Origin of the sequence: Sphingomonas sp. PAMC 26605 (genome assembly GCF_000241485.1) — a bacterium.
GTDB lineage: Bacteria > Pseudomonadota > Alphaproteobacteria > Sphingomonadales > Sphingomonadaceae > Sphingomonas.
Map to the genome: position 1 here is coordinate 254,467 of NZ_JH584242.1, position 6,441 is coordinate 260,907.

The following is a 6,441-nucleotide window of genomic DNA, read 5'->3' on the forward strand; positions in this document are numbered from 1 at the left end:
CGGGGACGCGGATACGATAAGCGTTGGAGGTCTGTTCTTACATGTGACGCCCCGCCTTAAGGGTAAACACATAGCGCCTGAGCCGTTCGATCAAATCGATCGCCTCAAAGGCCGCCAGAGCCTCCCGAACGGTCGTGCGCCCGCAATTCGCCTGCTCGCCGATCTTGTCGTAGCTCAGGAAAAGCCGGCCTCTAAAGGCCCGCCCCATGTTAAGGAGCGCCAGAAATACGTCGCGGACGCTCTGCGTGATTTTGAGGCAAAGCCGATCGAAGACGCTTAGCTCGGTGCGCTGGCCGGCTCTGATTTCCCGGCGTAACGCCTTTGCGTGTGCAAAAGCGTCCATGATGGCCCACTTGGCGTCGTTCTGGTCCCCGGCTGTCAGACAACCATAAAACGCTTCCTCGATGCGACTGCCGGCCTCCTTGCTGCCCCTGTGAACAGGAACGTCTGTAACGTGTCGCCCGGCCCGTCGCTTCTTCCCCAATGCAGCGTCGGCGATGATTCGCGCGGCCAGGTCGCCCGCACTCGGGATCACCGGGCATGTCATAATATGCGTGATTATTCTTCCCCTTCTGATGCGAAAGGGCCGTCAAACAGGCAAAACATATGCGTGGCGCGAAGCGCGCTCCCTTGAACCGAAGCCCAGAAACGAACAAGTGTGGGTTGCTACCGCAGCAAATGTCATCGTTTAACGAAGATGCCCACATAACGTTTCAGGGTGCCCGGCCTTCGTGCCGGGCACCCTGAAACGTTATGTGCTCACGGCCACGAACTCCTGTCTCATGTAAATATCGTCGTCGATCCGCTCTAGGATCGCGTTCAGCGCCGCTTGTCGCGACTTGAACTCGGTGGGGGCCATGTAGCCGTCGATCAACTCGACGGCCTTTGGCGACAAACCGATAGTGATTTGCTTGAACCCGGCTGCCTTCTCGCGTGCCGCGCGACATGATCAGCGCTTTGCCAAGGTGCTATTCGACACGCGCGATCTTCACCGTCCCCTCGCCCTCATGATCACATGAGCACATGACGTTATTGACTGATCAGTCCCGAACGCTTATATCTCGCAAATGGTCAGACCCAGAAAATTCGATGCCGACGATGCGCTCGATAGGGCAATCGCCGTCTTCTCCAAAAGGGGTTATGATGGCGCTTCCACCACCGCTCTGCTCACGGAAATGCATATCAGCCGCCAAAGCCTTTACGGCGCTTTTGGCGACAAGAAGCATCTCTATCTCACGGCGCTGCAGCGCTATGCTGCTGGCAATGTCGCTGAAATGATCCGTGTGATGAACGCTGAGCGGTCCCCGCTGCAGGGGATCGAGGCTGGCCTTCTCAGCATCGTGTCTCGGCCTGAAAGGAAGGTCGCAACAACCTGCATGGCGGTGAGCGCGGCCTCCGAATTCGGTCAATCTGATCCCCAGGTGACGTTGATCCTCAATGCGTCTGGAAGGACACTCCTGTCGGCATTTGAAGACCTGCTGTCCCGGGCGAAAAATGCAGGCGAAGTTGCCGCGGATGTCGATGTTTGTGAGGCCGCCCATTTCCTGAGAGCGACGCTCAACGGGATGAAGGTCGGATCGCGAGGAGGAATGGACTCCCAGACGCTCTGCGCCGTCGTGCGGATGACGCTTCGCAGCCTCCGTTAGCATCATGTCAGCATAGGTCTCCCGCGCAATGTCGCTCCTTAACTCAAAGACTAAACGGTCCCTGATGACGGATGCGCAGCTTAACGAGAGCCAGTCGGCGTACAGGAATTTGGCCGAAAAATCATACGTTGCGGATGTTGAGACGAACCCGAAAAACAAGGGTATCGGGGCTGCGCTTGCCATGCTGGCCGTGACGTCGGCGTCCTATGCGCTCGTGCAATCGATGGTGAGTCCGGCCCTTGAAACGCTTCGGTTTGCGCTCAATACGAGCCAGGCCGGGATAAGTTGGGTCCTTGCGGCCTATCTTCTCTCCAGCGCGGTCCTCACCCCAGTCCTAGGCAAGCTGGGGGACCAGCGGGGCAAGAAATCGATCCTGATCGCTGCGCTTTGCGTGCTTGTACTGGGCTGTGGTGTCAGTGCGATGGCGACCAGTCTGCCGGTAATGTTGGCTGGGCGCATCATGCAGGGTGCAAGCGGCGTCGTCCTCCCTCTCGCGTTCGGTGTCTTGCGAGAGATGTCACCTGATGAAGCGGTCGCTGAATCTGTAGGTCTTGTTGCGGCTATGAGTTCGGTAGGAGGAGGGCTGGGGGTTCTCGTTGCTGGTCCGATCGTGGCGACCATGGGGGTCCAGTGGCTATTCTGGCTGCCTGCCATCTCAAACGGCATCATTGCACTGCTGCTGTTTCGAATACTTCCTTCGACGACCGTCAGCCTCGGCGGCAAAGTCAACTGGTTTGCCGCTGCGGCCCTTTCCATCGCCCTTTTGTGCCTCCTTCTGCCTCTGTCTCTCGGTGCGGATATCGGCTGGCTCTCCCTCCCCGCGGTCGCCCTGTTCCTCGCAGCATTGACTTTCGGCACAGCGTGGATCTTGATCGAGTCGAAGTCGTCTTATCCTCTTGTCGATATGGCGGTTTTCCGCCTTCGTTCCGTCTGGACAGCCAATTTGGTCTCGCTGCTCTTTGGCGTAGTTCTATATTCGGCGATGGGATTTATCCCGTCCTTCATGCAGGTGCCCGCCGCGACTGATTACGGACTTGCTGCATCGGTTACACTGTCCGGCATTCTGTTTCTACCGACCACCTTCGCGATGTTTGCAGGTGGTCTTCTTGCCGGCAGATTGACACGAGCGCTGCGTCCCAAGCCGGTCCTGATTGCCGGAATGCTCTGCCCGGTCATCGGCCTCTTAGGTCTGGTGGTGGCGCATGACCATCGGTGGGAGGTAGCGCTGGCCAGCGCCGTCGCCGGCCTAGGTTTCGGCGCCGCGTTATCCACGCTATCCATTATTGTTGTCAGTTCCGTGCCAGAAGATCAGACAGGGGCGGCTGCAAGCATGAATGCAAACATACGAACAATTGGCGGCGCCCTAGGAGCGGCCATCGTCTCATCTATTTTAGAAAGTAATCGTGGGCTAGGCGGTTTTCCAACCGAAAGCGGATATGAAATCGTATTCTCTTTCCTCGCGATAACCGGCCTAATCAGTTCGGTGACCTGCATCTTGATACCGTTGCCCTATAATGGGGATCATGATGAATTCTATGCAGGTGACAGAGCTACAGCCAAGTTGCTCGACCAACATAGCCCGTTCTAACGGTCTTAACATTGCTCTTATCGATAACTTATTTTCGGATCATATCGCTGTACAAATCACAGGGGTTTCCAATCGCCGGTAGGAAAAGACTGAGCGCCATCTATACCCGTTTGTTATCAAAATTCGAGAGAATTCAGTCCGAGATGCTCACCCAAGCGTGAATGGTAATATCATCGTGGACGAACAGATCTACGGCTTTGCGTTGCTAGGGAGATAAGTTGTCCAAATTAAGAATCCTGCACTTTATGAAAATAGAACGGAAACATGATGATCGAATAGTATCGTCCAATCCAGCAAAAGCAGAAATGCTTCTTCGCTTGTGAGAAAATAGAGGAAGATTTATGACGGACATTGAAAAGCTTATAGAAATCGAGGAGCTCCGGCGCCTGGAAGCTCGATACGCATATTATGCGGATCACAAGAAATGGTCAAACTTAGCGGGCCTTTTTAGCGTGAATGGCTGGTTCCGTCCGCTGGATGTGGAAGGTAACGAGATATTCAAGATGGTGGGGCGCGAGGAGATCGCATTTGCGCTCGCATCGCGAAACTCCGGAGACGTTCAGCCGATCCACCAGTTATTTACGCATGAGATCAATATTCTGAGCCCAACATCCGCGACCGCGATATGGGCGATGGCAGATTTTATATTTCGTGGCGACAGCGCCATTCCGGAGCGCGATCCCGCGGCAAAGATGCCTCCCTTCCGTACCATGCGCGGCTGGGGTCATTACCATGTGACCTATGAAAAAACTGAAGAACGGAGCGCTGCGGAAGCGGAACGGGAAAAACCATTTCCAGGCGCTGATTTGTCGAGTGTCGAGGTTGAAGGTCCACGACCTTCTCGCTCGCCCGCGTGGCGCATTGCAACCCGCACGCAAACTCGCACCCGGCTCGAATTTACATACTAACCGGAATCGAACCACAAACGAGGATTTTATCGTGCTCAATCTGATAGATCACCAGTTCCGTGTCGAAACAGCTCAGGAAAAGATCGATGATCTTAGAAATCGCCTGAGAAACACGAGATGGCCCGGCGATACCGACGAACATAGCGACGTTTATGGCACTAGTGTCGCCTACCTGAAAGAGCTTGTTTCGTACTGGCTCAATGACTTTGATTGGCGCGAGGCGGAGACAAAGCTCAACGACTGGGAGCAATACAAGGTTATCGTTGCTGGATCGCCGATCCATTTCATTAGACATATGGGAAAGGGCCCTGCGCCGATCCCGCTGATCATGAGCCATGGCTGGCCGTGGAGCTATCGGGAATGGACCAAGGTAATAGAGCCGCTTGCGAACCCGGCATCGTTCGGCGGCGATCCGTCCGACGCCTTTGACGTCATCGTTCCGTCGCTGTCTGGCTTTGCGTTCTCCACCCCGACGCAACGACACGACATGAATTTCTGGAAGATGGCGGAGCTTTGGCACACGCTGATGACCGAGACACTTGGCTATGAGAAATACGCAGCGGCGGGATCCGATTACGGCGCCCTCGTGACTAGCCAACTTGGCCATAAATATGCAGATAAACTGTATGGAATTTGGCTCGGCCACCGCATCCATCTGGATGTTTTCCAGGGTGACCGGCCGTGGGACATCACAGGCGGCGCACGGATTCCCGAAGAGCTTCCCGCGCCTTTGCGAGAGAAGGGCATCGAAATGCAGGAGCGTTTCGCATCGCACGTGGCGGTTCATATGCTCGACAGTCAAAATCTTGCAGTTGCTCTCGCGGATTCGCCGGTCGGCATGCTTGCGTGGATCCTTCGTCGATGGACCAAGTGGAGCGAGTCCAATGGAAATGTAGAGAGCGTCTTCCCGCGGGAACACCTCATCACAAATGCGACGATTTGGTGGCTCACGAATTCCATCACGAGTTCGATCCGTTCCTATGTGAATGCCAACCGCTTTCCCTGGACCCCCTCTCACGACCGCGTGCCAATTATCGAAGCGCCGACGGGGTTCACGTTTTTAGGGTATGAAAACCCTCCTGGCGTCAGCACGGAAAAGCGCGTCGAGCAGTTTCTGGAAAGTCCCGGCGAGAAGGACTGGTATAATCCCGTTTATCTCAAGGCACATGATCATGGCGGCCACTTTACGCCGTGGGAAAACCCGGAAGCCGTGATAGAGGATATTCGTGCGACGTTCCGGCCCCTTAGATAACAGGCAAAGGCGGCAGCGAAGCGAAAAAGCAGTCCGCACGAAACGCCAAGATCTTCTTCCGCCGTAGCGAATCCCATTACTGTTCATACCCACTGCGATGGCGACCGCGATCGGGTCCGCCTGACGCATTCCAGGTACGTCGCGTCGATCCACATGTACGGCCAGTTACGCTTGAAAGGATGGTCGAGAAAAGCCTTCACGCGGACTCGATCTTCTCGCACAGCCGTTACCTGCTTTTCCAGATGCCGCTCATCCCCATGGCTTCACCAGGTCATCGACCGGACGGGTCGAGATGCCTTCATATATACCTCCTGGACGACCGCGGTCAGCGTTTTTCGGAAAGGCGGCGGGCCCACTCGGCGCCTTTTCGATGCCAGTTCTTGTAACAACCATGATCACCTCCATTTTGTCAGGCGATCATTCGATCAGCTTGTCATGATCTGCGTTATCCCCAGAACTGGGGAGGGATCGTCAGCACAGGATATCTGTGAAGCTAATGGCGCCGTCGACGAGCGCGCGAATGGCGAACATCGTGCGTTTGGTTACGCTGTAGCGATCGCGTGCAGTCTTGAGATGCTCCGTTACGGTTTCGGCACCGATGCCGAGAGTCTTGGCGATTTTCCAATCGGTCTCACCCCGTGCGACCAGCGCGACGCAATCGATTTGACGATCGGTGGATCGCGGCGCGGCCGCGATGCGGCCATCGTGGCGCGCGCTATCTTGTCGATCAGGCCACTGCGATCGTCGACGACGCGACCGGTGAACAAGTGCGGGCGGCGGGCAAAACGAATGGGAGCCGGGCGGTACCCGAACTCGTGCGCGCTGGATTGCTCAACTATCAGGGCTATTGTGTCGACCATCATAATCGCGGTGCGCAGCGCCAACCCGTCTATGTCCTAGCCGGGTGCGCACGCGGTTTGATTGGCGGCCGACAAGAGAAGCCGAGAGCCGTTCCAAGACAGGCGAGAGATGGCATTCTGATCGCGCCGGAGTTTGCCAGATTTAACATAACAGTTATTATCGGACTCACAGAGCTGGGCTACTAGC

The 6,441-nt window shown here is 55.9% G+C and carries 8 protein-coding genes; 4 read left to right on the top strand and 4 right to left on the bottom strand.

What is annotated here, in order from left to right; genetic code table 11:
* Window positions 1-37: 37 nt before the first annotated feature.
* Window positions 38-535, bottom strand: coding sequence for a hypothetical protein (locus RH90_RS19345; RefSeq protein ID WP_157134744.1), 498 nt, complete (start codon window positions 533-535; stop codon window positions 38-40).
* Between the two features lie 216 nt (window positions 536-751).
* On the bottom strand, window positions 752-874 hold the full coding sequence (locus tag RH90_RS24635; protein ID WP_269724310.1) for a hypothetical protein: 123 nt from the start codon (window positions 872-874) through the stop codon (window positions 752-754).
* Between the two features lie 193 nt (window positions 875-1,067).
* Here RH90_RS24635 and RH90_RS19350 point away from each other — a divergent pair, with 193 nt between their 5' ends.
* The 4 genes from RH90_RS19350 (at window position 1,068) to RH90_RS19360 (ending at window position 5,394) form a co-directional block, all read left to right on the top strand.
* Window positions 1,068-1,646: a TetR/AcrR family transcriptional regulator gene (locus RH90_RS19350; protein WP_010188206.1), complete on the top strand. Its 579-nt coding sequence runs from the start codon at window positions 1,068-1,070 to the stop codon at window positions 1,644-1,646.
* Window positions 1,647-1,710: 64 nt separating this feature from the next.
* Window positions 1,711-3,234, top strand: coding sequence for an MFS transporter (locus RH90_RS19355; RefSeq protein WP_157134745.1), 1,524 nt, complete (start codon window positions 1,711-1,713; stop codon window positions 3,232-3,234).
* Between the two features lie 341 nt (window positions 3,235-3,575).
* Window positions 3,576-4,142, top strand: a complete 567-nt coding sequence (locus tag RH90_RS24420; protein WP_081477033.1) for a nuclear transport factor 2 family protein — start codon at window positions 3,576-3,578, stop codon at window positions 4,140-4,142.
* A gap of 31 nt (window positions 4,143-4,173) precedes the next feature.
* On the top strand, window positions 4,174-5,394 hold the full coding sequence (locus RH90_RS19360) for an epoxide hydrolase family protein (protein ID WP_010188208.1): 1,221 nt from the start codon (window positions 4,174-4,176) through the stop codon (window positions 5,392-5,394).
* A 471-nt stretch (window positions 5,395-5,865) separates the two neighbouring features.
* Here RH90_RS19360 and RH90_RS24810 read toward each other — a convergent pair whose 3' ends face one another.
* Together RH90_RS24810 and RH90_RS24815 are read right to left on the bottom strand one after the other, a co-directional pair.
* A complete protein-coding gene (locus RH90_RS24810; protein ID WP_442852475.1) occupies window positions 5,866-6,057 on the bottom strand; it encodes a helix-turn-helix transcriptional regulator in 192 nt (63 codons plus the stop codon).
* Entirely contained in the window at window positions 5,976-6,278 is a 303-nt protein-coding gene (locus tag RH90_RS24815) for a hypothetical protein (RefSeq protein ID WP_442852473.1), read from the bottom strand. The genes RH90_RS24810 and RH90_RS24815 overlap by 82 nt, the downstream gene beginning before the upstream one ends.
* Window positions 6,279-6,441: the final 163 nt, after the last annotated feature.

What these genes read in the sequence shown, in the direction of transcription:
- RH90_RS19355 (WP_157134745.1), top strand. Translation starts at nt 1,711, where the DNA reads ATGACGGATGCGCAGCTTAACGAGAGCCAGTCGGCGTACAGGAATTTG.
- RH90_RS24420 (WP_081477033.1), top strand. Translation starts at nt 3,576, where the DNA reads ATGACGGACATTGAAAAGCTTATAGAAATCGAGGAGCTCCGGCGCCTG.
- RH90_RS19350 (WP_010188206.1), top strand. Translation starts at nt 1,068, where the DNA reads ATGGTCAGACCCAGAAAATTCGATGCCGACGATGCGCTCGATAGGGCA.